The sequence below is a fragment of the Mesosutterella multiformis genome (assembly GCF_003402575.1).
GTDB classification, from domain to species: domain Bacteria; phylum Pseudomonadota; class Gammaproteobacteria; order Burkholderiales; family Burkholderiaceae_F; genus Mesosutterella; species Mesosutterella multiformis.
In genome coordinates this window covers 152,549-179,548 of record NZ_BGZJ01000001.1, presented here as the reverse complement: position 1 = coordinate 179,548, position 27,000 = coordinate 152,549, and the positions used below count along the sequence as shown (strand labels likewise).

22 protein-coding genes, 1 tRNA gene and 2 pseudogenes are annotated in these 27,000 nt (G+C 56.1%); 17 read left to right on the top strand and 8 right to left on the bottom strand.

Annotated features, from left to right (window positions below):
• Nucleotides 1-3 precede the first annotated feature (3 nt).
• From M4NBBH2_RS00810 to M4NBBH2_RS00800, 3 genes are all read left to right on the top strand, one after another.
• Nucleotides 4-1,005 carry an IS30 family transposase gene (locus M4NBBH2_RS00810; protein ID WP_116269326.1) on the top strand — a complete coding sequence of 334 codons (1,002 nt, stop codon included), beginning with the start codon at nucleotides 4-6 and terminating at the stop codon, nucleotides 1,003-1,005.
• Nucleotides 1,006-1,161: 156 nt separating this feature from the next.
• Nucleotides 1,162-1,539: a DUF488 domain-containing protein gene (locus M4NBBH2_RS00805; RefSeq protein ID WP_116269325.1), complete on the top strand. Its 378-nt coding sequence runs from the start codon at nucleotides 1,162-1,164 to the stop codon at nucleotides 1,537-1,539.
• A 20-nt stretch (nucleotides 1,540-1,559) separates the two neighbouring features.
• Nucleotides 1,560-2,861, top strand: a complete 1,302-nt coding sequence (locus M4NBBH2_RS00800; protein ID WP_116269324.1) for a Na+/H+ antiporter NhaC family protein — start codon at nucleotides 1,560-1,562, stop codon at nucleotides 2,859-2,861.
• 26 nt (nucleotides 2,862-2,887) lie between these two features.
• Here the strand turns inward: M4NBBH2_RS00800 and M4NBBH2_RS00795 are convergent, their stop codons facing one another.
• Nucleotides 2,888-3,274 carry a hypothetical protein gene (locus tag M4NBBH2_RS00795; RefSeq protein WP_116269323.1) on the bottom strand — a complete coding sequence of 129 codons (387 nt, stop codon included), beginning with the start codon at nucleotides 3,272-3,274 and terminating at the stop codon, nucleotides 2,888-2,890.
• A gap of 131 nt (nucleotides 3,275-3,405) precedes the next feature.
• Between M4NBBH2_RS00795 and M4NBBH2_RS00790 the strand changes: the two genes are divergently transcribed.
• Nucleotides 3,406-4,113 carry an SIMPL domain-containing protein gene (locus tag M4NBBH2_RS00790; protein ID WP_022444690.1) on the top strand — a complete coding sequence of 236 codons (708 nt, stop codon included), beginning with the start codon at nucleotides 3,406-3,408 and terminating at the stop codon, nucleotides 4,111-4,113.
• Between the two features lie 110 nt (nucleotides 4,114-4,223).
• Here M4NBBH2_RS00790 and trxA read toward each other — a convergent pair whose 3' ends face one another.
• Nucleotides 4,224-4,550: a thioredoxin gene (gene trxA, locus M4NBBH2_RS00785; RefSeq protein ID WP_116269322.1), complete on the bottom strand. Its 327-nt coding sequence runs from the start codon at nucleotides 4,548-4,550 to the stop codon at nucleotides 4,224-4,226.
• 143 nt (nucleotides 4,551-4,693) lie between these two features.
• Here trxA and M4NBBH2_RS11690 point away from each other — a divergent pair, with 143 nt between their 5' ends.
• Entirely contained in the window at nucleotides 4,694-5,014 is a 321-nt protein-coding gene (locus M4NBBH2_RS11690; protein ID WP_124944550.1) for a hypothetical protein, read from the top strand.
• Here the strand turns inward: M4NBBH2_RS11690 and mutS are convergent.
• Together mutS and M4NBBH2_RS00770 are read right to left on the bottom strand one after the other, a co-directional pair.
• The gene (gene mutS / locus M4NBBH2_RS00775; RefSeq protein ID WP_306307586.1) at nucleotides 4,973-7,642 is read right to left on the bottom strand and encodes a DNA mismatch repair protein MutS; all 2,670 of its coding nucleotides are present in this window, start codon (nucleotides 7,640-7,642) and stop codon (nucleotides 4,973-4,975) included. The two genes, M4NBBH2_RS11690 and mutS, sit on opposite strands and share 42 nt — an antisense overlap.
• A 148-nt stretch (nucleotides 7,643-7,790) precedes the next feature.
• Nucleotides 7,791-8,576 carry an inositol monophosphatase family protein gene (locus tag M4NBBH2_RS00770; protein WP_116269319.1) on the bottom strand — a complete coding sequence of 262 codons (786 nt, stop codon included), beginning with the start codon at nucleotides 8,574-8,576 and terminating at the stop codon, nucleotides 7,791-7,793.
• 223 nt (nucleotides 8,577-8,799) lie between these two features.
• Here M4NBBH2_RS00770 and M4NBBH2_RS00765 point away from each other — a divergent pair, with 223 nt between their 5' ends.
• Together M4NBBH2_RS00765 and cysE are read left to right on the top strand one after the other, a co-directional pair.
• The gene (locus M4NBBH2_RS00765) at nucleotides 8,800-9,633 is read left to right on the top strand and encodes an RNA methyltransferase (RefSeq protein WP_238691360.1); all 834 of its coding nucleotides are present in this window, start codon (nucleotides 8,800-8,802) and stop codon (nucleotides 9,631-9,633) included.
• 80 nt (nucleotides 9,634-9,713) lie between these two features.
• Nucleotides 9,714-10,460 (top strand): serine O-acetyltransferase, encoded by a 747-nt coding sequence (gene cysE, locus M4NBBH2_RS00760; protein WP_116269318.1) that lies wholly within the window; start codon nucleotides 9,714-9,716, stop codon nucleotides 10,458-10,460.
• Between the two features lie 97 nt (nucleotides 10,461-10,557).
• Here the strand turns inward: cysE and nfsA are convergent, their stop codons facing one another.
• The 4 genes from nfsA to M4NBBH2_RS00740 form a co-directional block, all read right to left on the bottom strand.
• Complete coding sequence (nfsA, locus tag M4NBBH2_RS00755; RefSeq protein ID WP_238691359.1) at nucleotides 10,558-11,292, bottom strand: oxygen-insensitive NADPH nitroreductase; 735 nt, start codon at nucleotides 11,290-11,292, stop codon at nucleotides 10,558-10,560.
• A 126-nt stretch (nucleotides 11,293-11,418) separates the two neighbouring features.
• Entirely contained in the window at nucleotides 11,419-12,195 is a 777-nt protein-coding gene (locus M4NBBH2_RS00750) for a UDP-2,3-diacylglucosamine diphosphatase (RefSeq protein ID WP_022444683.1), read from the bottom strand.
• A 66-nt stretch (nucleotides 12,196-12,261) separates the two neighbouring features.
• Nucleotides 12,262-12,744, bottom strand: a complete 483-nt coding sequence (locus tag M4NBBH2_RS00745; RefSeq protein WP_116269316.1) for a peptidylprolyl isomerase — start codon at nucleotides 12,742-12,744, stop codon at nucleotides 12,262-12,264.
• Between the two features lie 131 nt (nucleotides 12,745-12,875).
• Nucleotides 12,876-13,805: a tetratricopeptide repeat protein gene (locus M4NBBH2_RS00740; RefSeq protein WP_116269315.1), complete on the bottom strand. Its 930-nt coding sequence runs from the start codon at nucleotides 13,803-13,805 to the stop codon at nucleotides 12,876-12,878.
• Nucleotides 13,806-14,023: 218 nt separating this feature from the next.
• On the opposite strand from M4NBBH2_RS00740, the gene cysS reads away from it, so the two are divergent.
• The 10 genes and pseudogenes from cysS (at nucleotide 14,024) to M4NBBH2_RS12300 (ending at nucleotide 26,903) form a co-directional block, all read left to right on the top strand.
• On the top strand, nucleotides 14,024-15,442 hold the full coding sequence (cysS, locus tag M4NBBH2_RS00735; RefSeq protein ID WP_116269314.1) for a cysteine--tRNA ligase: 1,419 nt from the start codon (nucleotides 14,024-14,026) through the stop codon (nucleotides 15,440-15,442).
• 179 nt (nucleotides 15,443-15,621) lie between these two features.
• Nucleotides 15,622-16,596: pseudogene (locus M4NBBH2_RS00730) on the top strand (acetyl-CoA carboxylase carboxyltransferase subunit alpha); the annotation flags it as partial.
• Nucleotides 16,597-16,858: 262 nt separating this feature from the next.
• Nucleotides 16,859-18,355: a tRNA lysidine(34) synthetase TilS gene (gene tilS, locus M4NBBH2_RS00725; protein WP_116269313.1), complete on the top strand. Its 1,497-nt coding sequence runs from the start codon at nucleotides 16,859-16,861 to the stop codon at nucleotides 18,353-18,355.
• Nucleotides 18,356-18,531: 176 nt separating this feature from the next.
• Nucleotides 18,532-19,797, top strand: a complete 1,266-nt coding sequence (locus M4NBBH2_RS00720) for an aspartate kinase (protein WP_116269312.1) — start codon at nucleotides 18,532-18,534, stop codon at nucleotides 19,795-19,797.
• A 73-nt stretch (nucleotides 19,798-19,870) separates the two neighbouring features.
• A tRNA-Ser gene (locus tag M4NBBH2_RS00715) sits at nucleotides 19,871-19,960 on the top strand.
• A gap of 230 nt (nucleotides 19,961-20,190) precedes the next feature.
• Nucleotides 20,191-21,558 (top strand): tyrosine-type recombinase/integrase, encoded by a 1,368-nt coding sequence (locus M4NBBH2_RS00710; protein ID WP_170135091.1) that lies wholly within the window; start codon nucleotides 20,191-20,193, stop codon nucleotides 21,556-21,558.
• 208 nt (nucleotides 21,559-21,766) lie between these two features.
• A complete protein-coding gene (locus tag M4NBBH2_RS12180) occupies nucleotides 21,767-23,062 on the top strand; it encodes an SEL1-like repeat protein (protein ID WP_116269310.1) in 1,296 nt (431 codons plus the stop codon).
• A 132-nt stretch (nucleotides 23,063-23,194) separates the two neighbouring features.
• A pseudogene (locus tag M4NBBH2_RS00695) lies at nucleotides 23,195-24,516 on the top strand (IS256 family transposase).
• Complete coding sequence (locus tag M4NBBH2_RS00690; RefSeq protein WP_116269219.1) at nucleotides 24,488-25,735, top strand: IS256 family transposase; 1,248 nt, start codon at nucleotides 24,488-24,490, stop codon at nucleotides 25,733-25,735. Before M4NBBH2_RS00695 ends, M4NBBH2_RS00690 begins: the two are co-directional and overlap by 29 nt.
• A 784-nt stretch (nucleotides 25,736-26,519) precedes the next feature.
• Nucleotides 26,520-26,903, top strand: a complete 384-nt coding sequence (locus tag M4NBBH2_RS12300) for a helix-turn-helix transcriptional regulator (protein ID WP_116269307.1) — start codon at nucleotides 26,520-26,522, stop codon at nucleotides 26,901-26,903.
• Nucleotides 26,904-27,000: the final 97 nt, after the last annotated feature.

Below are 27,000 nucleotides of genomic sequence, written 5' to 3'. Positions count from 1 at the left end.
CTCATGAGCCACTATCATCATCTTACTCTTCGGGACAGAGTATTTATTTCGGCTTTAACGATTTCAGGCAAATCCCTGTCTGAAATTGCATGTGCGATTGGGAAAAATGTTTCTACGATCTCCCGCGAACTGAAGCGAAACAAGGCTGTATCGGCCCAGGATGGGGCTTCAGCTGCCTATGATCCCTGTGCCGCGCAGGCCCGATATCAGAGACAGAGAAAGCATTGCGGAAAGAGAAACATTCTGAAGTCTGACTCGTTGCTGACAAGGATTGTCTCAAATCTGCTGGTTAAGAAATTCTGGTCTCCGGAGCAGATTCAATACCGTCTCAGAAAGGAGCTGCCGAATCTAAGGATCAGCGCCACGACAATCTACCGAGGAATCAATTCTGGCTTTCTGGATCGCTTTGTGGATGGCCGAAAGATGTCCCGACACCTGCGACACCACGGTAAAACGCGTCACCGTAAAGGCATGACCGAGAGGCGAGGAAAGATCCAGATCACTCACAGCATTGAAGAGCGACCCCTGGAAGCTCAGAACAGATCTTGCCTGGGGGATTGGGAAGGCGATACCGTCATCGGAAAAAAGGGCGGAGCCTGCCTCACGACTCTGGTCGATAGGAAGTCCGGCTTTCTCTGTGGCGGGAAAACCGCTTCCAAGACTGCGGCCGATGTGTCTGCCGTAATTGAGAAATCTCTGTCAGATAAGGATCTGCGTACGATTACCGTAGATCGCGGAAAAGAATTTTCCTGGGCTGAAAAACTGGAGAAAGATCTCAGAACCAAAGTGTATTTCTGCTTGCCTCATCATCCATGGGAGAAAGGAAGTAATGAAAATACAAACGGACTTCTTAGAGACTTTTTCCCAAAAGGAATGAGTATCGATAAAATTTCTCAGACAGAAGTTCAGAAACGGTTCAATGCTCTGAATTTCAGACCCAGAAAACGTCTCAATTGGAAGTGTCCGGCTGAAGTCTTTTATTCAGTAACTTTGCACTTGATTTGATAATTCACCTGCCATAGCCCTGCCGATGACGATATGCAGGGAACCCAATATTCAGGATGCCGCGTTCCAAAACTAAAAAGAGGGATCCATAGACGCTTCCAAACCGCCTAAGATAAGGCATTACGTCTGAGTAATGTCTTTGGAGACTGAGTCACTATGGAATTTGTTCTCAAAAGAATTTACGATCCCGCGTCACCTGAAGATGGTTACCGTGTCCTGGTTGACCGGCTGTGGCCCCGGGGGGTGAAGAAGGCGGATGCCGATATCAGCTGCTGGGCTAAAGAGATCACGCCATCCCCGGATCTCCGGAAGTGGTTTCACGAGGATAGAGAAGGGCGTTTTAAGACTTTTTCCGAGCGCTACGCGAAGGAGCTCGAGGATTCCCCAGCGGTTGGGGAATTTATTCGCTCTATTCCGGAAGGCACTGATCGGGTAACGCTCCTCTATGCGGCAAAGGCCGGAGCGCCGAGTCACGTTGGAACACTGAAGGCAGCGCTTGAAAAAGCGGCCGCTGCCATTTCCCTGAAAAAGTAATCCCTGAGATTGGAGACGCGATGCCTCAGGCCGTAGTGCTTCTGTTATTCAGCGCGCTTCTGGTTTTCTGCGTCGCGTCCGGGCTTTCCATTCTGTATGCGCTTGCGGGAGGATATCTCCTCTTCGCGGGCTTCGCGGTCTTCCGGGGGTATGGCCTCAAGGAAGTCTGGGAGATGTCGATTGAGGGTGTCCGTACGGTAAGCGGCATCCTCATCACGTTTCTCTTTATCGGCATGCTGACCGCGAGCTGGCGGGCAGCGGGCACGATTCCGGATATCGTGATTTTTGTATCCGACCTCATCCGTCCGGAATTTTTCCTCGTTCTCATTTTCTTCGCGAATACACTGCTCTCGGTTCTCACGGGAACGTCTTTCGGCACCGTCGCGACCATGGGCGTGATCTCAATGACGATCGGGGCGTCACTTGGCGTTTCGCCGCTTTTCACAGCGGGTGCTGTGATGTCAGGAATCTTTGTTGGGGATCGGTGGTCTCCGATGTCGACCAGCGCCATGCTGGTTTCAGCGATCACGCATACGGACCTGAGATGTAACCTGAAGAGAATGCTGGTGACCGGAGCGCCGGCTTTTATTCTGGCGTCTCTCCTTTACCTTCTGATGGGGTTTCTTTATCTCGGGAGCGGCCAGGTTCCGGAGATCCGCGGAATTTTCGCTTCCGTTTTCGTTTCTTCCTGGATTACGGTGATTCCGGCTCTGATTGTGGTGGGGCTCGTACTTTTTCGCGTCAACGTCAGGCTCACCATGGGGATCAGCGTCGCGGCGGCCTCTCTCATCTGCTTTTTCATTCAGCATATGGGAATTTCTGACATTCTCAGAATGCTTGTACTGGGCTACCAGTCAGAAAATGCCACTGTTGCTCATCTGATGAATGGCGGCGGCATGGTGTCCTTCGCGAAGGGGATCGCGATTGTCTGTATTTCAGCAACGTACGCCGGGATTTTCATTCGTACCCGGCTGCTTCAGGGGATCCGGGGGCTGATTGAACGAGTCGCGGCCCGGGTAACAATTGTCAGTGCGGTGACGCTGGCCGCGATTCTTGCCTGCGGGGTCTCCTGCAATCAGTCGTTCGCCGTCATGCTGACTCATGATCTCTGCACTGGCGTGAGACCGGATCAGGAGAAGCTCGCGCTGGATATTGAGGACAGCGCGATTGTGATCGCGCCTCTGATTCCCTGGTCAATCGCGGGCGCTATTCCGCTCTCCGTTCTCGGCGCGGCCCCCGCGTCGCTCGCTTTCGCGTTTTTCCTTTATCTGCTCCCCGCAAGCCGCCTTGTACTGGATCGGGAAAAGCTTGCGGGAACATAGAACCAAACGCGGAGAAACGCCCTCAGTCAGGCGTTTTCAATCTGGGTCTGCTCAAGCGCCCGGTCAAGCGACTCACGGATCGCACCGGCTTCTTCCTCTGAGAAGAGACCTTCTGCGGGGCTTGAAACATAGTTATTCATGAAGTCGTTCCAGTCGACATTTTCAAAGTAGTCAGAGGCCCAGCTGAAAATATCGAAGGCATCCGGAACTTCAGACTCGTGGAAGAGCAGAACCAACGCCTCAGCCACAACGCCCTGATCCTCTCCTGCGTCAATCATCTCGTAGCCGCGCTTGAGAGCAATCATCGCGAATCCTCTCAGCACCTCATCGGTCTCGAGGTAATGGGAGAAATCATTCGGATCGATACCACCTTCGTCTACTTCAACGTCATCCCATTCCTGATCTAATTGCATATTATGCCTTTTCTGTAACACTTTATAAAAAAGCCGGTCTTTTCAATTCCGGGAAGCTCCCTAATAATAGTGGGAAAGAAAAGCTTTTTGAGGCTTTTCCTTCTGATCTCTCGGATTGAAGGAGTTGCGTGATGGAAAAAAATTCCGGATGGACCACTGGCGGTCTGATTGGTGCCGGCGTAGCGGTTGGTCTGATCTTTCTTGGCTGCATGTTTTATACCGGCGTTTCCCAGTATCTGGGACAGACCCGGGTTGTCACGGTGAAGGGCCTTGCTGAGCGGGAAGTCCCGGCAGATCAGGTGATCTGGCCGATTACCTTCAAGGAAACCGGCGACAACCTTCTCACCACGCATACGAAGGTTGAGGCGGACAGCCAGAAAGTGGTGGCGTTCCTGAAGAAGAGCGGGCTTGAAGACTCCGAGTTCAGCTTTGGGGCCCCGGAAATTCAGGACCGGAACGCTGAGGGGATGGATATGCGCGGTCCGCGCTATACGCTCACCGGCTCCATTACGGTGAATTCCACAAAAGTGGATCAGGTTCGCCGTCTGATGGCGGCCCAAAAGGAGCTGATCGGCGAAGGCGTTCCGGTGACCACGGATAAGTGGAATACGGTGTTCCTCTATACCAAACTGAACACAGTGAAGCCTGCGATGGTTGAGGAAGCGACGAAGAACGCGCGCGAGGTGGCGCAGAAGTTCGCGGCGGACTCGGGTTCCCATATCGGAAAGATCAAGTCCGCGAACCAGGGACAGTTCTCCATTACGGATGCCAATCAGAGCACGCCGTATGAGAAGAAGGTTCGTGTCGTGACGACCGTGACTTACTTCCTGAAAGACTGATCACCTGATCGGTGTACCAGTAAAGAAAAAGCACCGAGGCGAAGTCTGCTTCGCGTCGGTGCCTGAAGAAGAGGGATCGCCAGACGGAGATCCCTTCTTTTTCTTTGGAATCAGGCTGCTTTCGTCAGCTCGTCGATACGGTAGGTGAGCTCGTCGCTGGGAACAGCGCCGACCACGTGATCCGCCACTTCGCCATCCTTCATGAAGACAAAGCACGGAATCGAACGGATGCCGAACTGCGCCGCGATTTCCTGCTCTTCGTCGACATTGATCTTGCCGACCTTCACTTTGCCCTCGTAATCCTTGGCAATTTGGTCAACAACTGGACCCATCGTACGGCAGGGACCGCACCAGTCGGCATAGAAATCGATCAGCACGAGCTTATCGCTCTTCAGCACTTCGGTTTCGAAATTGTCTTTCGTGAACTTGTATTCCATGGTGTTACTCCATCAATCTGTATGTCGGTTTTCAGGCTTGAGGTTTTCTTTAGGTATCGGGGATTTCTGCAGTTGTAGAAGCAACCTGATGCCCCATTCCTCAATCACGTTGAACATCAATCTAGCATGAAAGAAAACAACGAATGAGCCTTTTTGAGCCGCATTCAGATGGGGAAGGTAAGCATCCGTTTCAGCGTATTCTCTCTTGGAGAAGGCGGCCTGAAAACAATACAGAAGTGATAGGAGCGGCTGAAAAACAGGGCGGCTTTCCAGAGGGAGCAAAGGATGCCGTATCCGATTTAAGCGTGAGAGGAGATAACCGCCTGTTGGCCAGCGAAGCTGCGGACATCAATGGAGAGTCAGAGGATGCGCAGAAATCCGAATCGGCGGATCCGGATCCCTGCCATGTGTCCTTCTCTCTATCAATCCTTCTTCTTTGCTTTCTGGATGAGTTCGTAGAGTGAAGCGAGCGCTTCCCGCGGAGTGAGGGTATCCGGGTCGATTGCGAGGAGATCATCCCGGATGGAGAGGGCCTTCTCCACCTCAGGACTCTCACGTTCCTCCTCCAGTTCGATTTCGGGTTCCGGAAGTGAAGCCGCCGGAGAGGAGAAAAGATCCGGTTCAGGGCCATTCTCTTCCGCCCGTTTCTCCAGTTCCCGAAGCATCGCTTTCGCCTCGCGGATCACATGCTGCGGCACCCCGGCGAGCTGCGCCACCGCGATACCGTAGCTCTGGCTTGCCGGCCCCTCAGTGACTTCGTGCAGGAAAACCACTTTTCCGCCGCTCTGCACCGCTTTGACGTGTACATTCGCGACTTCCGCGCAGGTCTGCGCGAGCATCGTGAGTTCAAAGTAATGCGTCGCGAAAAGCGTGTAGCAGCGGATCCGGTCCGCGAGTTCCCGCGCGATGGCACCCGCGAGCGACAGACCGTCAAAGGTTGATGTGCCCCGGCCGATTTCATCCATGAGAACGAGTGACCGGTCAGTGGCCTGATGAAGAATCGCAGCGGCCTCCACCATCTCAACCATGAAGGTGGAGAGACCGCGCGCGAGATCGTCACTCGCGCCGATGCGGGTGAGAATCCGGTCGATCGAACCGATACGGGCGTGCTTCGCCGGAACCCAGGAGCCGGCGAGCGCAAGAATCACGATCAGCGCGACGCTGCGCATATAGGTCGACTTGCCGCCCATATTCGGGCCGGTGATCACGAGAAGCCGCCGCCCGGGTTCTAGCGAGCAGTCGTTTGCCACATAGTGCTCCAGCGCCTTTTCAACCACAGGGTGCCGGGCCCCTTCGATCATGAGCCCAGGGGCGTCCGAGAGCTCGGGGCACGTCCACTCCATATCAGCCGCGTGCTTCGCGAAGGAGAGGAGGGCGTCAAGTGTTGCCGCGGCTTCAGAGGCCCGCGTCAGCGCATCAACATACGCGCTGCAGGACTCGATCAGCCCCTGGTAGAGGCTTCGCTCGAGCGCGAGCGCCCGGTCTTTGGCGGCGAGCGCCTTGTCTTCAAGCGACTTGAGTTCCGGCGTAATAAAGCGCTCGGTGTTCTTCAGTGTCTGACGTCTGCGGTAGTCATCCGGCACCTTATCGGCCTGAGCCCTGGAGACCTCGATGTAGTAGCCGGAGACACGGTTATATTCCACCCGGAGTGTCGGGATGCCGGTCCGCTCTTTTTCCCGCGCTTCGATCTGCGCGAGCACATTGCCGGCATTGTCCCGGAGTTCCCGGAGTTCTTTCAGCTCGTCACTGAAGCTATCCGCGATCACGCGTCCATCCCGGAGCGTAACGGCGGGAAGTTCAAGAAGCGCTCTCCCGAGGAGATCGGTAAGCGCGGGATCGGGTTTCAGGATTGCCGCGGTGTCGGAGATAAGCGGAACCCGTGAGAGCGCGGCGGCTTCAGAGAGCCTCTGCAGAGCCGGGAGCGCGTCCCGTAACCCGGAAAGCTCTCTTGGCCGTACGGAACCCAGCGCGATACGGGACGCCACGCGTTCCAGATCGGGAAGGTTTTTAAGCGGCTCGGAAAGTGCGTCGCGGAGTGATTCGTTTTCAATCATCTCCCGAACGGCTTCGTGCCGCGCGCGGGGAACCGTTGGATCCCGCAGCGGCTGCGTGATCCAGCTTCGCAGCATCCGGGATCCCATCGAGGTGTGGCAGTGATCGATCGTGGAGAAAAGGGTCGGTCCGTTTTCGCTCCGGAGCGGTTCTGTGAGTTCAAGATTCCGTCGGCTTGAGGGATCAAGGCCGACAAAGCGGCTCGACTCCTCAAAGACGAGAGGACGGATATGCGGCACCGCGTCCACCTGAGTCTGTTCCACGTACCCCAGAATGGCGCCGGCGGCCGCGAGAACCCCTGGCTTTTCACTCACCGCCCAGGCGTCGAGATTCTCCATATTGAAGTGATGGAGCAGCTCATCGGTTCCGTGCTTCGGGTCAAAATGCCAGTCGGGAAGCGGGGTGAGCTGCGCGGCTCCTGAGAAAGACTTCGCGGTTTCCCGGCAGGAATCCGGTATCAGGATTTCCTGAGGCGAGATACGGGCGATTTCGCCCGGAAGCTCGTCCTCTGTGCAGCAGAAACCCTTGAACGCGCCGCTGGAAAGTACAAGGGACACCACGGACCACTGCGGGGATTTTTTTCCGGATGGCGGGCAGACCGCAATTAGCGCGGCGTCCGCCTTCGCGGGAAGCAGCTCATCCTCTGTGATGGTGCCGGGGGTCACAATCCGCACGAGTTTCCGCGGCATCGTGCCTTTGACCGCTGCCGGGTCCCCAATCTGCTCCACAATTCCCACGGATTTCCCGAGTTTCACGAGACGCGCGAGATATGAGTCCAGCGTCATAAAGGGGACGCCCGCCATCGGAATGGCATCCGGCTTATCCTTTCCGCGGCTCGTGAGAGTGATGCCGAGAAGCCTGTTGATTTCCACCGCGTCTTCAAAAAACGTTTCGTAGAAGTCTCCCATCCGGTAGAGGAGCAGGATATTCGGATGCTGCTTCGCGACCTCTGTGCGGATTTCAATAAACTGCCGCATGGCAGGGGTGAGCGTGGAGAGATCAGCGTTCTCTGTGGATTGGTTAAGGCTGGGCTTGGTCACTTTGTAAAGCGTCTCCCGGGGATTGAAGAAAAGCGGGCAGGGTGAAATTTTATCCTGTATGCCAAGAGAGAATAGAAAAAGGGCGGCTCATTCAGAAATGAACCGCCCCGATTCAGAGAGTGTCTGAAGTTTCAGACCGCTGCCGTACTCAGGCGACCTTGTTGGTAACGATCGGGAAGAGCGTTCCGAAGATCTTCGGCGTACCGGCGACGATGGAGCCGGTGTCGAGATAGTGGTCTTCTCCCTCAAAGTCAGTCACGAGACCGCGGGCTTCAAGAACGAGGAGAGAGCCGGCGGCAATGTCCCAGGGCTTCAGACCGCTTTCCCAGAAGCCGTCGAGACGGCCGCAGGCGACATAAGCGAGGTCGAGCGAGGCAGCGCCGGCGCGGCGGATACCGGACGTCTGCTTCGCGACAGAAGTGAAGACACGGGCATAGCCCTCAAAGTCATCACCGCCGCGGAAGGGGAAGCCCGTGCCGATCAGCGAAGCGCCGAAGCTCGTACGGCCGGAAACGCGGATACGGCGGTTATTGAGGCGAGCACCTTCGCCGCGGGTCGCGGTGAACATCTCATCCTTCAGCGGATCGTAGACCACAGCTTCGAGAATGTCGTTCCCGCGCTTCAGCGCGATCGACACGGCGTACTGCGGGAAGCCATGAATGAAGTTCGTCGTGCCGTCGATCGGATCCACGACCCAGACAAACTCGGAATTCGTCTGACCGACAAGCCCGGCCTCTTCGGAAAGAATGGCGTGATCCGGGCAGTAGTGAGACAGAATATCGATGACAGCGCGCTCGGCAGCCTTGTCCGCGTCGGTGACGTAGTCATGAAGAGCTTTCGTCTGGACGTTGACGTTTTCGATGTTGCGGGAAGCCTGGTTGATGATGTCGGCTGCTTCGCGGGCCGCACGGATGGCGATGTCTATGTTGGCCATATGTTCAGATGCACCTGGTTGTTAATGGGATAAGTGGATCGGGGAAAAGAGAACGAGGGGGGACGATAGAGTGCCCAGGCGTGATTTTTCCCTGCAATAAAGAGACCGTTATTTTAACGAGTAAAAATAATTCCGGCGACAGAAGGATACAGCGGAAAAGCGGGGATGGGAGGCGGCACCCTCGCCTAAAGCTGTTACCATCTTCAGGTTTCAATTCAGCTTTATGCGTGAGTATCAGGAAATGCAGACTCCTAACAAGGCTTCCCGGGTGAGGTTTGTCCTCTGCGACCCCAGTCTCCCCGCGAACATCGGTGCCGCCGCCCGGGCAATCAAAACGATGGGCTTCAGAGACCTTTGGGTGGTGAATCCGAAGCACCCGGATTATCGGGAGCATCCGGACGCGATCGCGCTTTCGACAAGCTCGGTCGACGTCCTGCGGGAGAGCCATTCAGTCGCGACGCTGACTGAGGCGCTGAATGGAGTTACCTTTGCCTGGGCGCTTTCGGGGTATGACCGTGAGTACGGTCCCCCGATCGAGGAACTCCGGTCCGCGGCTTCCCGCGCCTGCGATTTCCTCGCGTCTGAACCCGGTGACATCGCGTTTGTGTTCGGTACGGAACGCAGCGGTCTCACGAACGCGGAGATCGAGGTCTGTCAGGGGATCGCAGCCATCCCCGCGGATCCTGAGAGCCCGAGCCTTAATCTTGCGCAGTCCGTGCAGGTGACCGCGTATGAACTTCATATGACGGAGCGCAGCCGGGCTGGGGAAGAGGGCAAGCTCTACGACTGGGAAACCCGTTTCGACCGGGATCCCCCGGCAGAAGTGCCCGCGATTGAAGGCTTCCTTGAGCACTGGGCCCGCGCGATGACAGCCTGCGGGGCTCTCAATTCGGCAGAACCCAAGTTTCTGATGCCGATGACCCGCCGGATTATTGCCCGCGCAGGTCTTACGCAGCCGGAAGTCGACATGCTGCGGGGCGTGTGCGCGGCCATCATCTGCCCGAAAACCGAACGGAAGGGGCAGAAGAAAGCCGGGAAGAAATCCGAGCTGAAATAAATTTCGACGCCCGCTTAAACCCGAGTGAAAAAGTCGGGTAATATAGGCGAATCCTGCCAGAACCTTAAGGACTGATTTCCATGTTTGAGCGAGTGAGAGAAGATATCCAGATCATCCGGGAGCGAGACCCGGCGTGCCACAGCACGCTTGAAGTGCTACTCGCCTATCCCGGGTTTCACGCGGTGCAGTTCTGGCGGCTGAGTCACTGGTGCTGGATCCAGGGCTGGTATACCTTCGCCCGCTGGGTGAGTCATGTTGCCCGGTTTCTCACCGGGATCGAGATTCATCCGGGGGCAAAAATCGGACGCCGTGTTTTCATTGACCACGGTATGGGCACAGTGATCGGCGAAACCGCCGAGGTGGGAGATGACTGCACGATTTACCAGGGCGTGACGCTCGGCGGCACGAGTCTCGGACGAGGTGAAAAGCGTCACCCGACGCTTGAACCCGGTGTGATTGTCGGTGCCGGCGCGAAGGTGCTCGGCGGATGGACTGTCGGACGAAACGCCAGAATCGGCTCGAACGCGGTCTGCCTGAAGCCGATCGCGGCGAACGCGACGATTGTCGGCGTTCCGGGCCACGTGGCCGGTGAAAAGAAAGCCGCGAAGCAGGCGGATCACGAGCACTTCAGCGCATACGGTGTTGTCGAAGGCGCTGAGGATCCGGTGACGCGGGCCTTTAATCAGGTGCGTAAGGAGCTGGATGTCCAGCGCAATACGATTAATCGCCTGGAGCGAGAAATCGCAAAACTGAAGGGGCTTGATGAAGCGGACGCTCCGGCGATTGAGGATCCCGCGGAACGGTCATTCCTTGACTCGGCGCTCTGAAGTCCATTCGGCGGACTGATCTGCTTCATAAAAAAGAACCGGCATTTTTCGGGGAGACTCCTTGAAAATGCCGGTTTTCTTTTGGGAGCGGATTCTCTTACTTTTCCGCGAATCCCTTCTTCTGCAGGAAATCGAGGACAAACGGACGCCGTTCGCGAAGCAGAATTCTTTCGAGCTCATCAGACCAGGCGGTGTCTTTCGCGTTGGACGAGCGATGCTGGTAATAGTTCCTCATCTGCTCATCGTAGGCTTTCAGTTCCGCCGGATCCGGTTCCTGATAGGCGTTTTCGCAGAGCGTGATGGAGGCGGGGAGCCGGGGTTTCAGTTCATTCTTATGAGCGGGGTGTCCGAACGCGAGGCCGACCACCGGGAAGGTGTTCTGCGGAAGCTTAAGGAGACGGTCCACTTCCTCAATGTGATTCCGGATGCCGCCCGCGTAAACACCGCCGAGCCCCAGAGCTTCAAGCGCGGCAAAGGCGTTCTGAGCCTGAATCGCGGCATCCACGCAGCCCACAATCAGCTGCTCGGTCCAGCCGAGATCCGCCTTCGGCACGAGGACCTGATCGCGGTGATAATCCGCGCAGAACACCCAGAATTCAGGAGCCGCAATGATGTGCTTCTGATTGCCGGCGAGTTCCGCGAGCTTCGCCTTCAGTTCCTTATCCGTGATCCGGATAACCGTGGTGACCTGCAGAAAGCAGGTGGAGCTTGCCGCGCGGGCGGATTCATAAATCGCTTCGAGATCTTCCTGGCTCACCGGTTCATCAGTAAAAGCCCGGACTGAGGTGTGGGCGCGAAGCGTATCGGTCATGGGGTTAGGTGTCGCAGACATAGAGTCTCCTTCAGGAGTAAGAGCGGATTCCGGCTGAATCTAAGAATAACGCGGACACAAAAAAAGGAGGAGATCCGGCCGTGAGGCGCGGAATCTTCTCCTTCAATAGCGCGGGCAGCGCGCAGCTTACATGATGATCTGCAGGCGCTGACCGTTCACCGTGCGGATATAGCCCCAGTGATCTTTTCCTTCGCCGGAATCGAGATCCCAGTCAGGAATCACCCAGCGCTCGATATCCGCGAGTTCGTGGCTCGCCGGCTTATGCGTGTGACCATGAATCACGATATCCGCGTTATGCGCTTTGGCGGCCTTGTAGACATCCACATCCACCACATCCATGATGGCGGCGGATTTGCTGCCCTTTGTGGTTTCGGACTGAGCGCGCGCCTGGCGGGCAAGCTCAATACGCTTCTCAACCGGAAGGCTGAGGGCGGAGAGCTGCCACTGCGGGTCGCGGGTCATCGCGCGGAACTTCTGATACTCCTCGTCCTTCGTGCACCACTCATCGCCATGCGAGAGAAGAATGGTTTTTCCAATGCACTTCACCGCGACTTCAGGCGCGAGAAGCGTGGCGCCGCAGGCCGCGGCAAAGTCGCGGCCGAGCATCACATCACGGTTCCCCTGGGCAATCAGAACGCGCTTCCCGATGGAGGAGGCGTAGGCGAGCGCCTTGACTACGGACTCCGCGGACGAAATGGTGTCGTCACCGAGCCAGAAATCGAAAAGGTCGCCGAGAATCACGAGCTCGCTGTAGTAAGGCACCTGCGTCTTCATGAAGCGGAAGAACTGCATCAGCGTCTTATCGTGCTCCGGAGCGAGATGCAGGTCCGAGATGAAAACCGGATTTTCAAGCGGAGCTATTTCTTTGGTGCCGGCAAGAGCCGGCGCAATCATTTCAGCCATTTCTCAAGCGATTCCTTTTCCTTTGCAGGTCCGTTCCCCGGGCGCAGGCTGCGCCCGGAGGCCTTGTTACAGCGCTTCGGCCTTGAGGATGACGATGTCTTCAAGCGGCACATCGTCGTACCAGCCGCGGCGTCCGGTGCGGACCTTGGCGATGGCGTCCACCACCTCGGTGCCCTTCGTCACACGGCCGAAAACAGCATACCCCGGATTGCCCGGGTTGTAGTTGAGGAAATCGTTATTGGCAACATTGATGAAGAACTGGGCGGTAGCGGAGTCCGGGTCACTCGTGCGGGCCATCGCGATCGTGTACTTGTCGTTCTTCAGGCCGTTCTTCGCCTCGTTCACGATCGGATCGTGAGTCTGCTTCTCGCTCATGCCGGCCGTGAAGCCGCCGCCCTGGATCATGAAGCCCTTGATGACGCGGTGGAAGATGGTGCCGTCGTAGAACCCTTCGGTGACATAGCGTTCGAAGTTCTTCGCGGTGATCGGAGCTTTTTCGCTGTCGAGCTCAAGTTCAATCGTGCCCTGGTTGGTCGTAAGACGAATCATGCTGTCAGTCCTCTTGCTGGTAACTGGTAATTAAGTGGCTCAGCGGGGGAAGAAACCGGAAAAAAGAGCCGGTTCGGACTCCCGCCTGAGAGGCATCCCATTGTAGCGGTTCATGCCCGGTGTGTTGAGTCTCAGTTCAGTTCGGGAAGCGGCTTGAAGAGCGTGCTCTTCGTGGTGCTCCCGGTACCGTTTTCCTTCGCGCTGTAGCTGCCAGGCTGCGGTGCTGAAGCCTGTGCCGGGGAGGCAGCCGCGGGAGCCGCGATTTTCTGAACCGTTTCCGTGATGCCGCCAGTGGTCGTGGTCACCGCGTTGGAGGCCGCTTTGGCCGGAGCGGTTCTCTGTGCCGCGCGGTTCTTCAGCACGGCAGCCGCGGCGGCGCTCCGCTTCGCTTCAATTGGGTCCGCTTTCGCCGCGGGCTTTTCCTGAAGCGCCGGAATCTTTTCCGCCCCCGGCTGCTTCAGCAGATCCGGGTCCGGGTCGTTCCCGGTCGCTATCTGCAGCATCGCGATTTTTTCACTTACGCGGCGGCGGGCGTCGCGGTTTGCGGGAGTGTTCGCCGGCATCCCAAGACGGTAATTCTGCAGAGCCTTCAGCGCGTAAAGGTCTCCCAGATTTTCGTGTGCCGTCGCGAAGTTCGGGTTCGCGGTGATCGCCCGGTCAAGGAGCTCAATCGCGTGATCGATATCGCCCTTGCCGCCGTCAGCCGTCAAGATGGCGAGGTTGTTATAAGGCTCCGGAATCTCGGGGTAGGCGTTGATCAGCTGCTGATAGGCTGCCATCGCTTCATCCCGCCGTCCCAGGTGCTCGAGAATCGTCGCGCGCTTAAACATCAGGGCGACATTCCGCTTATTTTTGGCGAGGCCCTCATCCGCGTACTGGAGCGCCTTCGTGTAGTTTCCGTCCGCGATCATCCGGTTCACGAAGATCGGATAGTCCTGCTCAGTCTCCGGAGCCTTCTGCTGCTCGGGAATCGGGTAAAGGACCGTCTGTGAAAAAGCCGGAACGGCCGCGAGGCTAATGAAGAGGGCAAGCGCCGCGCTTCTGAAAGTGTGCTTCAGCATGAGGTATCAGACCTAGAAAAAATGAGAAAAGCCGCAAAGCGGCCGGGCAAAACCGGGACCGCTGTCCGCTGAGGGCGATTCTGAACGGCTATACTTTTCCCACGATTTTAACCGCTCGAAAGGGAAAGCACCGGAACCGCGGGAAGAGAGGTCCCGCGGTCCGCGTCCGCGGCTTTCCGATCCGAGAGCCAATTCTGTCCTGGAGGGGCACTGCCCATATGACTATCACGAAACCTCTGACGCTTTACTCCACAATGAGCCGCAAAAAGGAAACCTTCAAACCCATCAAAGAGGGAAAGGTGGGGATGTATGTCTGCGGGGTGACGGTCTATGACTACTGCCACATCGGGCACGGCCGCACCTTTGTGGCGTTTGACGTGATCCGCCGCTGGCTGATGGAGCGGGGAAACGAGGTCACCTTTGTCCGGAATGTCACGGATGTGGATGACAAGATCATCCGCCGCGCGGCCGAGAAAGGCATTTCGACAAAAGAACTGACGGATTTCTATACGAAGGCGATGCAGGAAGATATGGAGTCTCTCGGCTGCCTTCCCCCGACCTATGAGCCTCACGCGACGGATTTCATTCCGCAGATGCTTGGCATCATCGGAAAACTCGTCGATAAGGGCTACGCCTATGTCGGCGGCGACGGAGACGTGGATTACGCGGTCCGTAAGTTCCCGGCCTACGGGAAGCTTTCCGGAAAGAGCATCGATGATCTGCAGTCCGGCGCGCGTATTGATGTCGCGGAAGGGAAGCGTGATCCTCTCGACTTTGTGCTCTGGAAGAAAGCGAAGCCGGGTGAGCCGCAGTGGGAAAGCCGCTGGGGTGCCGGCCGTCCGGGCTGGCATATCGAGTGCTCAGCCATGAGCTGCCACTATCTCGGGGAAAATTTCGATATTCATGGCGGCGGTCCTGACCTCATCTTCCCGCATCACGAGAACGAAGTGGCGCAGAGCGAAGCGGCGAACGGAAAGAAGTTCGCGAACTACTGGATGCACTCTGGTCCGCTTCGCGTCCGTTCCGCGGACGGCACAGAAGAAAAGATGAGCAAGTCGCTCCACAATTTCTGGACGATCCGCGACGCGCTGAAGGAAACCGATGAGCAGTTCGGGGCTGGAAACGGCGCTGAGGTGCTTCGCTTCTTCCTTCTCCGGACGCAGTACCGGAGCCCGATCTCCTTTAACCCGGACCTGATCGTCGACGCCCATAAGGGACTCACGAGGCTTTATGAGGCACTCCAGGGGCGCGAGGGTGATGGGAAGCCGCTCGACTGGAATGAGCCGAATGCCGCGGCGTTCGCGGACGCGATGGATGATGACTTCAATACGCCGGTCGCGGTGGCGCAGCTCTTCAGTCTCGCGACCGAAGTGAACCGTACCGGGGATCCGGCTCTCGTGCGGCAGCTGAAGGGGCTCGGCGCTGTGCTGAATATCCTGCAGAAGGATCCGGCGGTGTTCCTGAAGGGAGCGACCGAAGGGCTTGATGAGGCGGAGATCCGCCGCCTCATCGATGAGCGCGCGGCCGCGAAGAAAGCGAGGAACTTTGCCCGCGCGGATGAGATCCGGGACGAGCTGCTCGCGAAGGGCATTACGCTGCTCGACAAGGCGGAAGGCACTGTCTGGCGCAGAGCGTAAAAAGAGTCCCGGCTGAGTCTCAGTAAGACGCCGGGTAACGCGGGGCTTCGTCCGTACGGATGAGGTCCCGCTTTTTTCTTTTCAGCCCATAGCCGCTAAACTACAGGGAATATCGGAAAGACAAGGCCCGCGTCCCGGGAGCCTCAGCGCTTCCGGCCGCCGGCTATCTATTGGATGAAATCGTGAAAAAAACTTTCCTTGACTTTGAAAAGGACATTGAGGCTCTTGACGAAAAGATTGACGAACTGCGCTCCATGCAGGAGTCGGATCCGTCAATGGATATCGGTGAAGAGGTCGACCGTCTCGAGCAGAAGTCTGCCGAGCTTCTGAAGCAGACCTACGCGGAACTGACCCCGTGGCAGATTTCCCAGGTGGCCCGCCACCCGAACCGCCCGTATACGCTCGACTACATCCGGATGATGTTCTCCGATTTCTATGAGCTGCACGGCGACCGCCGCTACAGTGATGATCCGGCGATTGTCGGCGGTCTCGCGCGTCTTGGCGGTGACCCCGTGATGGTGATCGGGCATCAGAAGGGCCGTGACATCAAGAGCCGTACGTACCGCAACTTCGGCATGGCAAACCCCGAAGGGTACCGGAAGGCGCTTCGCCTGATGAAGCTTGCCGAGAAGTTCGGTCTCCCGATCATCACGTTTGTTGATACCCCGGGCGCTTACCCTGGCATTGACGCTGAGAAGCACGGGCAGTCCGAGGCGATCGGCCGGAATCTCGTAGAGCTCACGCATATCTCGGTTCCGGTTATCACGACGATCATCGGTGAAGGCGGTTCCGGCGGCGCGCTCGCGATCGCCGTGGCGGACTCCGTTCTGATGCTGCAGTATTCGACGTACTCCGTGATCAGCCCTGAGGGCTGCGCCTCCATTCTCTGGAAGGACGCGGGCCGCGCCTCTGAAGCCGCGAACGCTCTCGCGCTGACCGCTGACCGCCTGAAGGAACTGAAGCTGATCGATGAGATCGTGCTGGAGCCGATGGGCGGCGCTCACCGCGATCCGGAACTGATGGCGAAGACGCTCCGCAAGAATCTGACGGACCGGATGAAATATCTGCGCCGCTTTACGCCTGAGAAGCTGATCGCCCGCCGTCTGAACCGCATCATGCGTTACGGCGAGTACGAGACGGTGACAGCTGCCGAAGCGGAGAAGATCCGCGCCGAGGCGATCGCGGCCCGCGATGCCGCGAAGACCGCGAAGATCGCTGAGGCGAAGGCGGAACGCGAAGCCGCGGCAAAGACCGCGGCTCCGGCGGCTCCTGAAGCGAAGGAAGCCGCGGACACCAAGGAAACGAAGCCTGCGAAGTCCCGCGCGGCGAAAGCGACCGGCGCGGCATCGGCTGAAGCAGCGGAGAAGAAAGAGGCCAATTAAGCACGTCCCCCGGTGAGGGGCGGAAGGAGCGAGGATGGAGCGAAAAGCACAGAACGCGGTTCCCGGCGTACGGACGCTTGAGGAAAAGCTTCTTGAAGCGCTGGCGGAAAGCCTGAAACAGGTCTGCGCCACGATCCGGGGCCGTTCTGACGATATCCTTCAGCCTCTTGAGCGGCCGCTTCAAGTCGGAATCGCTTTTTCAGGCGGCCGCGACTCCATGGCGCTACTTGAAGCCGCGCACCGGCTGACACGGTCCCGCCGCTGGGGCGGCCTGATCGAAGGCCTTTATGCCCTTCACGTGAATCACGGCATTTCAGAAAATGCCGACTCCTGGGAATCCACCTGCCGGGCGTTCTGCGACGCCCGCCGCATTCCGTTCTCGGCGTACCAGGTCCGCGTGGACCGGAAGGGAAAGGGGCTTGAGGCGGCGGCCCGAGAAGAACGCTACCGGGCTCTCGCGTCTGCCGCGCGTGAGCTGAAACTTGATGTCATCCTCACCGCGCATCACCAGGATGACAGGCTTGAAACTTTCCTCCTTCAGTGGATGCGTGGGGCCGGGGTCGATGGACTCTCCGGCATGCCCGCTGTGCGGGAGTTCGGCGAAAACGGATTGCTTCTTGCCCGGCCCTGGCTCGATATTCCGAGAGCCTGGATTGAAGCCTGGGCGAAGGCCCGGGAGCTCGCCTGGGTGGATGATGAGAGTAACGACGATACGGCGTTTCTCAGGAATCTGATCCGGCATGAAGTGCTGCCGGTGCTGGATAAGGCCCGGCCCGGATTCAGAAAGGCCGCGAGCCGCTCGGTGGAACTTGTGACGGAAGCGGGCACCGTGCTTCATTCGGTGGCGGCGGAAGACGTTGCCCGCTGCACGGATAAAACCCGCCCCCGGGCGCTGAAGATCGCCTCTCTCCTCAACCTCTCGGTGCCCCGTCAGGCGCTCTGCCTCAGGGCCTGGATTTCCTCCTACGGGATTGAGCCGCCCCCTCGCGCGACGCTGATCGAGGCGCTCCGTCAGGCGAAGCAGACACACTCAGACACCGCGCTCACGATCCGGCTCGGCGCCTGGGATATCCGCCGCTGGGGTGCGGATATTGTTCTTCATCCTTACGCGAAACCGGTGCGTGATACGTCGAAAACCGTTTCTTTTGTCTGGAACGGCGAACGCGAGGTGGAACTGGCCCCCTGGGGCGGTGTTCTCGCCTTCAGACCCGCGGAAGCGGACGAGGATGGGTTTCCCGGGGAACTGCTGCGGACGGGCCCTCTTGAAGTCCGGGCCAGACGGGGCGGCGAGAAGATCAAGCTTTACCGGCTTCGCCCGAGCCGCAATCTGAAGCATCTCTATCAGGCGGCCGGTATTCCGTCCTTTGAGCGGGGGGATCTCCCGCTTCTCTGGTGCGGCGAGGATCTGATTTATGCGGCGGGGCTCGGCCCTGAAGTCCGGAAGCTTGAGCATCCGGACGGCTCCGGACGCACATCTCCGGACCGCTGGGTCGTCTCCTGGGAGCCGGATAAACCGCTCTTTGGCATATAGTCCAGGAAAAGTAAATAACTTTCCCTACTGCATTCAGGGGATCAGTGAAAGTTTTATACCCGGCAGAGGGTTCTCTGGGCTATCTTTCTTAATACGCTTCCCGAAACCGGAGGCGGGTGAATGTTCCCGCTTTCCTCTTTCGGGACCTTAATTTATGTCCCACTGAGAAACAAACCATGTCTCTGATTGTTCACAAGTACGGCGGCACTTCGATGGGCTCTCCCGAGCGCATTCGCAATGTCGCCCGCCGTGTCGCTAAGTGGCGCCAGGCAGGCCACCAGGTGGTGGTCATTGTCTCCGCGATGAGCGGCGAGACCAACCGCCTTCTGGCCCTAGCTAAGGAAGTGTCGCCCCGCCCGGATCCCCGCGAACTTGATGTCATCGCGACAACCGGTGAGCAGGTGTCTATCGGCCTCCTCGCGATGGCGCTGAAAGATATCGGGGTCGACGCGGTGAGCCTGACCGGATGGCAGGTTGCTGTTCACACCGATAACTCCTATATGAAGGCCCGCATCGATACGATCGATGATTTCAGAATCCGTGAGGAGCTGAAGCGCGGCCGCGTGGTTGTGGTGGCAGGTTTCCAGGGTGTGGACCCCGAAGGCAACATTACGACGCTTGGCCGCGGCGGTTCGGACACGTCCGCTGTCGCGATCGCGGCAGCGCTTCACGCTGACGAGTGCCTGATCTTTACGGATGTGGATGGCGTTTATACGACCGACCCCCGCATTGTGCCGGAAGCAAAGCGTCTGAACAGTATTTCTTTTGAGGAGATGCTTGAACTCGCGAGCGCCGGTTCCAAGGTGCTGCAGATCCGCTCCGTTGAATTCGCGGGCAAGTTCAAGGTTCCCTGCCGAGTCCTTTCCAGCCTCACAGATCCGGATCTGCCGGTCGAAGTCGAGGCCGTCTCCGGCACCCTGATTACCTATGAGGATGATCCCAAAATGATGGAAAAAGCTCTCGTGTCCGGCATTGCCGCTTCCCGCAGCGATGCCAAGGTTACGCTGCATAACGTTCCGGACATGCCCGGCGTCGCGTCGAACATTCTGGGACCGATCGCTGAAGCGAATATCGAAGTGGACATGATTGTCCAGAACGTGAGCGTTGAAGGAAAGACGGACTTTACTTTCACGGTTCCGCGCGGTGACCTGGAGAACACGCTTGAAGTGCTGAATAAGAAGGTGATCCCGGTTGTCGGCGGCGGCCCCGTCGAGACGAACGATCACATCGCCAAGATTTCGGTGGTCGGCATCGGCATGCGCTCCCACTCCGGTGTGGCTTCCCGCATGTTCAAGGCGCTGTCGGAAGAGGGCATCAACATCATGATGATCAGCACCTCCGAAATCAAGGTGAGCCTCGTGGTGGATGAAAAGTACACGGAACTCGCGGTCCGCGTGCTGCATCACGCCTTTAATCTTGAGAACGGCCCGAGCGAGGTCTGATTCTTCGCAAAGGGGGAGCAGGGCATTTGCCTTTATCCCCCTCTGACGGTAGAATTCGAAATCCATCGTCAATGGAAGGGTGGCAGAGCGGTTTAATGCATCGGTCTTGAAAACCGACGAAGCTTCAAAACTTCCGTGAGTTCGAATCTCACCCCTTCCGCCAAGTACACAAAATCAATGGTCTTCCTACATCACCATTGATGATCAAATGTAGCCCGTAAACCCCTGAAAACATAAGGTTTTCGGGCTTTTTCTTTGCTTATTTTCTGTTCAAGTCCCTTCATTCATCATCACTGAAAAGCGCCTTTAATCAAATTTCAGAGTACCATCCAAAGTACCACACGTGAGTTTGTTTAAACTCTAAGTACCACATAAAGCTACATGGGAGGAGGGATGAGAACAGCACGGGTTCTTACGCCGTTGGAAGTTCGGCAAAAATCAGAAGCGATCGGTGAACACAATGTGGGCGGCGTTGCAGGGACGCTGTTGCTGGTTGTGAGGAAAACTCAAGCTGGCGAAATTAGCCGGGCGTGGAAGTTTGTCATTCGGACAGGCGGAACCAAGCAGACCTTTGGGTTGGGCAGGTACACATACAAACAGCAGGTAGGCGCGGTAACGCTGGCCGAAGCTCGGGAGAAAGCCCAGAAAATCCGGGAAGACATTCTTGAGGGGCGTGATCCAAGGGCAGAGGTTTCTCAGGAAGTAAAGAATGATAAGCCTACCGAACATACTCTGGATGAGCTTTTTCCAAAATATTTTGCTTACTGCGAAAAAATGGATCTTTGGAAGTCGCCGAAAATGCTTCCGGATTATGAACGCCTCTACCGGCTTCACTTATCTCCGGGGCTGGGAGGGAAAGGGGTTAATGAGGTTACCCCGGCGGCCATAGCACAGGTATTGACACCTTTGCTGATAAAGTCGCCTTCAACGGGCAAGAAAGCCCAGCACCTTCTTTCCCCCTTCTTCCGCTGGTGCCTGAGGCTGGAGAACAGCTATCGCAGTCCCGCCCTAGGGAATCCGGCAACGAGTGAAGTCTTGAAAGACAGGCTCCCAAAGGCTGGGCAGTGCAAAGCAACCACCCATCACCCTATGTGCCACTTGGAAGACTTGCCCCGCTTTGTCCGGCTTCTGGTGGAAAGCGGGAGGGTGAATGACGTGGGCGGCATGGCTTGCCTGTTTATCCTTTTGACTGCTTCAAGGCAGGGGAATGTAATCAAAAATTCCCGTGCCGGCGCCAAATGTCATGCAGTTTGGGCTGATATCGATAAGCGCCGCGCACTGTGGACGATACCGGCACAGAAGATGAAAGTGGCGGCCAACGGGGCCCATGTTGTCCCGCTCAGCAAGCAGGCGTTAGCCATTCTTTCGAGGCTGGAGGCGCTGGGGATGAGTTCTGATGAGGATGCGGTTTTTCGCAGTCTACGCGGAAAAGTTGTAGGCGAAGCGGCCTGCGCCAGAATCATTAAGAATCTGTCCGTAAGAGATCGAGAGGCTGGAGGCAACGGCTTTGTCGACAAAGAGCAAGGCGGGCGACTGATGACAATGCACGGGACGGCACGGGCGGCGTTCCAGACATGGGCGGCAGAGCAGGGATACAGCAGAGATCTAACGGAGGCTGCCTTGCACCACACAAAGGGCGGTAACGGGGATGCCTACCTGAGGACAAAATACGCAGAACAACGCCGCCAGATGATGCAGGCATGGGCGAATTTCCTTTTCAATGAATGTCCGAAAGATTGGGCGAAGTTCAGAGCGAAATAAGTACAGGTCCTCAAAATCGTCTTCCCTCCACAACGGGGAGGAGTCGCTCGCAGGGAACTCCTTACTAATACGGGGTAGATGGGAGTAGACGGTTTTAAGACCGCAAGCTTACTATTGCATAAGGTATCCGTCTCCTGCAGAAGGAGATGCATATTTCCCTAGTCAAATGGTATTTCTCGTTCTCCTTACTTTCAGAGGAAAAACAGCGATGAATCTCAAACTCTGCCTTGCTTCTATCGGAACTGCCTTCTGCCTTTTAGCCGGGACGCCTTCGTCCGCTTGGGCAGGAGCCTTAGAAAACGCAAAGGCTGCTTATGATGCTAAAAATTACTCCGAAGCGGCAAAGTGGGCCAAAATAGCGGCGGAACAGGGAGCCGCTGTCGCCCAGTTCAACCTTGGAGTCTCGTATGCCAACGGCCAAGGTGTCAGGCAAGACTATCAAGAAGCGGCGAAATGGTACAGGAAAGCCGCTGAACAGGGCTATGCCTCCGCCCAGAGCAACCTTGGAGTCTTGTATGACAACGGCCAAGGTGTCAGGCAAGACTATCAAGAAGCGGCGAAATGGTACAGGAAAGCCGCTGAACAGGGAGCCGCTGTCGCCCAGTTCAACCTTGGAGTCTTGTATGACAGCGGCCAAGGTGTCAGGCAAGACTATCAAGAAGCGGCGAAATGGTACAGGAAAGCCGCTGAACAGGGCGATGCTGTCGCCCAGTTCAACCTTGGAGTCTTGTATGACAACGGCCAAGGTGTCAGGCAAGACTATCAAGAAGCGGCGAAATGGACCAGGAAAGCCGCTGAACAGGGCTATGCTGTCGCCCAGTTCAACCTTGGAGTCTTGTATGCCAAAGGCCAAGGTGTCAGGCAAGACTATCAAGAAGCGGCGAAATGGTACAGGAAAGCCGCTGAACAGGGCTATGCCGACGCCCAGTTCAACCTTGGAGTCTTGTATGACAGCGGCCAAGGTGTCAGGCAAGACTATCAAGAAGCGGCGAAATGGTACAGGAAAGCCGCTGAACAGGGCGATGCTGTCGCCCAGTTCAACCTTGGAGTCTTGTATGCCAAAGGCCAAGGTGTCAGGCAAGACTATCGAGAAGCGGCGAAATGGACCAGGAAAGCCGCTGCACAGGGAGCCGCTGCTGCCCAGTTCCACCTTGGAGTCTTGTATGACAACGGCCAAGGTGTCAGGCAAGACTATCAAGAAGCGGCGAAATGGTACAGGAAAGCCGCTGAACAGGGCTATGCCGACGCCCAGTTCAACCTTGGAGTCTCGTATGCCAACGGCCAAGGTGTCAGGCAAGACTATCAAGAAGCGGCGAAATGGTACAGGAAAGCCGCTGAACAGGGCTATGCCCCCGCCCAGGGCAACCTTGGAGTCTTGTATGAACAAGGTCAGGGCGTCCGGCAGAACAAGGCCGTGGCGAAAGAGTGGTTTGGAAAAGCCTGCGACAACGGCGACCAGAAAGGTTGCGATCAATATCGACGCCTAAACGAGAAAGGCTTTTAAAGCATGGACCGGAGCGATCCCCTTTCCCGGACCTTTTGGAAAACACTCGTGTACCCTTTGGGCTGCCCTTGCACGAGGGTGAGGAAAATTTTGTGGGTGACTCTGAGATAATTGCTCTTGGAGGAGCCTCAAATGAAACGAAAGACAGACCCCTTGGATAGTGTTGCAGGACAGATTTTAGAAAACGCCAAGAAATCCGGGCTTGAGATTAATACCGCAGAGGATGCGGAAAATCTTATGGCCCATATGCTCGGTCGGCTGCTGACTCAAATGCTTGACGGTGAAATGACCAATCATCTCGGTTACGAAAGAGGCGGTAAACGTGTCACCGAAAATGAGCGTAACGGGCATAGTTCGAAAACCCTCAAATCGTCCAGCCTTGGAAATATCCGTATTGACGTACCCAGAGACCGCAAGGGAGAGTTTGAGCCGAGGGTCGTTCCTAAGCATAAACGCCACAGCTGGCGGGGTTTGAGGACAAGGTTCTGGCCTTGTACGCCAGAGGGCTCTCAACCCGGGAAATTCAAGGCTTTCTCTATGATGAATACGGTATGGAGACCAGTGCCGAATTTATCAGCGATGTTACGGACGCCATCCTTCCTGAGGTTGAAAAATGGCAGAACCGTCCTCTGGATCCGTTTTATACAACTGTTTTCTTTGACGCTATTCGAGTCAAAATCCGAGGTGATAATGGCATTGTTACCCCGAAAGCGGTCCATCTTGCCTTGGGCGTAAACGCCCAGGGCCGCAAGGAAGTTTTGGGGATGTGGGTCGCTGATAACGAAAGCGCAAAATATTGGCTTAAGGTCTTCACTGAACTCAAAAACAGGGGGGTGTCTGATATTCTGATTGCTGTCACAGACGGACTCAAGGGAATGAAGGAGGCGCTTGAAGCTGCCTTTCCCAACACTCTGCTGCAGACCTGCATTGTTCACCTGATCAGGAACAGTCTGAAATTCGTCGGATATAAGGATTACAAGGCCGTAGCCGGCGCGCTGAAGCCCATTTACCGGGCCGTAAACGCGGCTGATGCGCGGAAGGAACTGGACGCTTTTGCACAGTCGGAACTGGGGCTCAGATACCCTTACATCGCCAAACAGTGGATCGATTCCTGGGATAAGGTGATCCCCTTCTTTGATTTTTCCCAAAATATCCGCAGACTTATTTATACAACCAATGCCATAGAGAGCCTTAATCGGGATCTAAGAAAAGTAATTAAGACCCGAGCTGCTTTCCCTACTGAAACGGCTGCTTTGAAACTTCTCTTTCTGGCAATCCGGAAAGTAGAGAAAAGATGGGGGCGGCCTTCTCCATACTGGAGTGCCGCTATGAGAGAATTGGTTGTGCTATTTGGTGACCGAATCACCGAGGGTGAGGAAAATTTTGTGGGTGACTCTGAGATAATTGCTCTTGGAGGAGCCTCAAATGAAACGAAAGACAGACCCCTTGGATAGTGTTGCAGGACAGATTTTAGAAAACGCCAAGAAATCCGGGCTTGAGATTAATACCGCAGAGGATGCGGAAAATCTTATGGCCCATATGCTCGGTCGGCTGCTGACTCAAATGCTTGACGGTGAAATGACCAATCATCTCGGTTACGAAAGAGGCGGTAAACGTGTCACCGAAAATGAGCGTAACGGGCATAGTTCGAAAACCCTCAAATCGTCCAGCCTTGGAAATATCCGTATTGACGTACCCAGAGACCGCAAGGGAGAGTTTGAGCCGAGGGTCGTTCCTAAGCATAAACGCCAGCTGGCGGGGTTTGAGGACAAGGTTCTGGCCTTGTACGCCAGAGGGCTCTCAACCCGGGAAATTCAAGGCTTTCTCTATGATGAATACGGTATGGAGACCAGTGCCGAATTTATCAGCGATGTTACGGACGCCATCCTTCCTGAGGTTGAAAAATGGCAGAACCGTCCTCTGGATCCGTTTTATACAACTGTTTTCTTTGACGCTATTCGAGTCAAAATCCGAGGTGATAATGGCATTGTTACCCCGAAAGCGGTCCATCTTGCCTTGGGCGTAAACGCCCAGGGCCGCAAGGAAGTTTTGGGGATGTGGGTCGCTGATAACGAAAGCGCAAAATATTGGCTTAAGGTCTTCACTGAACTCAAAAACAGGGGGGTGTCTGATATTCTGATTGCTGTCACAGACGGACTCAAGGGAATGAAGGAGGCGCTTGAAGCTGCCTTTCCCAACACTCTGCTGCAGACCTGCATTGTTCACCTGATCAGGAACAGTCTGAAATTCGTCGGATATAAGGATTACAAGGCCGTAGCCGGCGCGCTGAAGCCCATTTACCGGGCCGTAAACGCGGCTGATGCGCGGAAGGAACTGGACGCTTTTGCACAGTCGGAACTGGGGCTCAGATACCCTTACATCGCCAAACAGTGGATCGATTCCTGGGATAAGGTGATCCCCTTCTTTGATTTTTCCCCAAATATCCGCAGACTTATTTATACAACCAATGCCATAGAGAGCCTTAATCGGGATCTAAGAAAAGTAATTAAGACCCGAGCTGCTTTCCCTACTGAAACGGCTGCTTTGAAACTTCTCTTTCTGGCAATCCGGAAAGTAGAGAAAAGATGGGTGCGGCCTTCTCCATACTGGAGTGCCGCTATGAGAGAATTGGTTGTGCTATTTGGTGACCGAATCACCCCCTACATCGATTAACCTTGAACGAGCCGCCCACAAAAAATTACACACCCTCGGGTGAAACCCTGCGAAGTCACCTTGCCCGTTGCATCCGATGGCAATATCAACTTCGATTACATGGAACGCTACATCCGCGTCATTGAAAAACTGACAATAACCAATATAGTGAAATACAAAGACAAGATGATTGCGACTACAAGAAAGGTTGTTGCGGGGTAATTCAGACGCACCATCCGTAGCATCCCAAACCCAGTGCCTACTGGTCTATAAAAGTCAACGTTTCTCGGACGATCAGAGGGCGAACTTAGGAGACTGAGTGCCCGAGGTTTTTGATCTTTTCCCGGGGGAGGTCTGGTTCGGTCGTCAATAGCTTCAGATACCCCCTCATAGCATTCCGGAATCGGCGCCTGCTGATTATAAAATTCTGTATTCCCCGGATGGTATGTGCACCAACATTACCGGCGGAGTGCCTGCGATTTTTGCTATTTTCCCAGAGCCTGCGACCGCTTCAGCGAGTGGGAAAAAGTTGGATTTTCTGAACGGTCCGCGCGCACGTGCATGATGTTGGGAGCAGCCCGGGCCAACGGTGCGTTTTTGCGGCCTTATGTGAGCGCTTAGGGGCCGTTTCCGGCGGCGCCTTCAGTTGCTTGAACCTATGGTTTTCTAAAATAGCCGGAAATAGATATCCGGGTACAGAAAGCGAGGGGGCTTTAGCAGGGGTTTTTACAACGGTCCGTGCGGGCGTATGTGAATATGGGACAATTCTTATATGTCCGAACATATTATTACGGCGGTGGACTGAATGCAGATAACATTACGAAGCAGAGGAAGGGAAAGGACGGTTAACGTTCCTGATAATTGGGACAAGGGGCGCACGTGCCTGAACGTGTATCAGGTAACAGCGCTTTTAGGTTTGGCGCCTTCAACTGTCTGGAGGAAGGTGAAGACTGAATCCGCCTTTCCCCGCCCTTGCCGAATCGGTGCGCACAAAACAGCGTGGTACTCGGATGAACTGGATGAATACTTGAATGCTGCGCCCGCCGATTTTGGTAAGGGCGAAAGATTCCGGGACTGTGTGCTTGAAGCTATGAGGAATCCTCGATACAGGCGCGAGCTGATTGAGTTTCTTGTATCGTCCGGCCTGATCAATGAAAGCAACATCAATAAAGCTCTTAACATTACTTAGCTTCCCCACCCGCAGGCGGTGCCATCCCGGGGCTAATGTCGCAACTAGAACGCGCGCGCAGTGCCATCAGGCGGGCCGGGTATAAAGGAACACCGGC

What these genes read in the sequence shown, in the direction of transcription:
- M4NBBH2_RS00805 (WP_116269325.1), top strand. Translation starts at nt 1,162, where the DNA reads ATGGAATTTGTTCTCAAAAGAATTTACGATCCCGCGTCACCTGAAGAT.
- M4NBBH2_RS00690 (WP_116269219.1), top strand. Translation starts at nt 24,488, where the DNA reads ATGAAACGAAAGACAGACCCCTTGGATAGTGTTGCAGGACAGATTTTA.
- M4NBBH2_RS00740 (WP_116269315.1), bottom strand. Translation starts at nt 13,805, where the DNA reads ATGCTGAAGCACACTTTCAGAAGCGCGGCGCTTGCCCTCTTCATTAGC.
- M4NBBH2_RS00750 (WP_022444683.1), bottom strand. Translation starts at nt 12,195, where the DNA reads ATGGCTGAAATGATTGCGCCGGCTCTTGCCGGCACCAAAGAAATAGCT.
- M4NBBH2_RS00810 (WP_116269326.1), top strand. Translation starts at nt 4, where the DNA reads ATGAGCCACTATCATCATCTTACTCTTCGGGACAGAGTATTTATTTCG.
- tilS (WP_116269313.1), top strand. Translation starts at nt 16,859, where the DNA reads ATGGAGCGAAAAGCACAGAACGCGGTTCCCGGCGTACGGACGCTTGAG.
- M4NBBH2_RS00800 (WP_116269324.1), top strand. Translation starts at nt 1,560, where the DNA reads ATGCCTCAGGCCGTAGTGCTTCTGTTATTCAGCGCGCTTCTGGTTTTC.
- M4NBBH2_RS12300 (WP_116269307.1), top strand. Translation starts at nt 26,520, where the DNA reads ATGCAGATAACATTACGAAGCAGAGGAAGGGAAAGGACGGTTAACGTT.
- cysS (WP_116269314.1), top strand. Translation starts at nt 14,024, where the DNA reads ATGACTATCACGAAACCTCTGACGCTTTACTCCACAATGAGCCGCAAA.
- M4NBBH2_RS11690 (WP_124944550.1), top strand. Translation starts at nt 4,694, where the DNA reads ATGAGCCTTTTTGAGCCGCATTCAGATGGGGAAGGTAAGCATCCGTTT.
- trxA (WP_116269322.1), bottom strand. Translation starts at nt 4,550, where the DNA reads ATGGAATACAAGTTCACGAAAGACAATTTCGAAACCGAAGTGCTGAAG.
- M4NBBH2_RS00710 (WP_170135091.1), top strand. Translation starts at nt 20,191, where the DNA reads ATGAGAACAGCACGGGTTCTTACGCCGTTGGAAGTTCGGCAAAAATCA.
- M4NBBH2_RS00745 (WP_116269316.1), bottom strand. Translation starts at nt 12,744, where the DNA reads ATGATTCGTCTTACGACCAACCAGGGCACGATTGAACTTGAGCTCGAC.
- cysE (WP_116269318.1), top strand. Translation starts at nt 9,714, where the DNA reads ATGTTTGAGCGAGTGAGAGAAGATATCCAGATCATCCGGGAGCGAGAC.
- M4NBBH2_RS00720 (WP_116269312.1), top strand. Translation starts at nt 18,532, where the DNA reads ATGTCTCTGATTGTTCACAAGTACGGCGGCACTTCGATGGGCTCTCCC.
- M4NBBH2_RS00790 (WP_022444690.1), top strand. Translation starts at nt 3,406, where the DNA reads ATGGAAAAAAATTCCGGATGGACCACTGGCGGTCTGATTGGTGCCGGC.
- M4NBBH2_RS00795 (WP_116269323.1), bottom strand. Translation starts at nt 3,274, where the DNA reads ATGCAATTAGATCAGGAATGGGATGACGTTGAAGTAGACGAAGGTGGT.
- M4NBBH2_RS00770 (WP_116269319.1), bottom strand. Translation starts at nt 8,576, where the DNA reads ATGGCCAACATAGACATCGCCATCCGTGCGGCCCGCGAAGCAGCCGAC.
- M4NBBH2_RS12180 (WP_116269310.1), top strand. Translation starts at nt 21,767, where the DNA reads ATGAATCTCAAACTCTGCCTTGCTTCTATCGGAACTGCCTTCTGCCTT.
- nfsA (WP_238691359.1), bottom strand. Translation starts at nt 11,292, where the DNA reads ATGTCTGCGACACCTAACCCCATGACCGATACGCTTCGCGCCCACACC.
- M4NBBH2_RS00765 (WP_238691360.1), top strand. Translation starts at nt 8,800, where the DNA reads ATGCGTGAGTATCAGGAAATGCAGACTCCTAACAAGGCTTCCCGGGTG.